General features: G+C 66.3%; 1 pseudogene. It reads right to left on the bottom strand.

Going from position 1 to position 765, the window contains the following annotated elements:
- Nucleotides 1-481: 481 nt before the first annotated feature.
- Nucleotides 482-765: pseudogene (locus AC07AL_RS32260) on the bottom strand (IS701 family transposase); the annotation flags it as partial.

Below are 765 nucleotides of genomic sequence, written 5' to 3'. Positions count from 1 at the left end.
AAAGACGAACGTGCGGGCGGCCGCCCTCCTCGGGGGGGGTCCCCCCCCCCACCGGGGGGGGCCCTCCGCCACGTTGGGACATTCTCGCGCCCCCGACGCGCCAGAACCGCTGCCACTTCTCATCGACACTCGGGGCTCCAACCATCGCCTTGTGCTGCCATCTCGCACCAACAGGTGCTCTCGGTCCGCAACTACGCAGCCATGTTCTGCCTACCCGTTGCAGTGGGATGCCTGGACGGCAGACGGTCAGTACCTGTATCTCCGATACCGGCATGGTGAGGGCTGCGTCGAGTGGCATCCTGGGCCTGAGGATGATGCCGACACGCCGGACTCTTGGAACGAGGGCCTCTCGGGGCTCCTCGTCGAATGGGACGACGGCACCGACGGCGGTGTCATCAGCCTTGAGGACTTCCTCGCGGCAGCGGGTTTGGTGCTGGCGCCGGGTGGCTTACCGGTGGTTTGTTAAACCCGTAAGTAGAGATCAAGGGCTCGGCCAGTGGCCAACGAGGTGATGAGGGCTTGGAGTTCGGGTGGCGGGGGCGTTTGCGACCAGGCGTGCCAGTAGCGTTGGAGGGTGTGCCAGGGGTCGAGCCAGGCCCGGATTGCTCGGATGGCCCGGGGCCAACTGGGTTGCTGGGGCTGGTGGGACACGGGTGTGCCCCCTCTCTGGCCAGTCTGCGGTTTCGGCTGGCTGGGCCTGGTCCTGTGCTGTGGTTTCTTCGGCGAACCAGGCGTCCCAGCAGAAGGAGAATGCGCAGTTCACGA

The organism is Kitasatospora sp. NPDC043949 (genome assembly GCF_056435365.1).
Note: the sequence above shows the minus strand (reverse complement) of the source record. Positions and strands in the feature narration are given on the sequence as shown.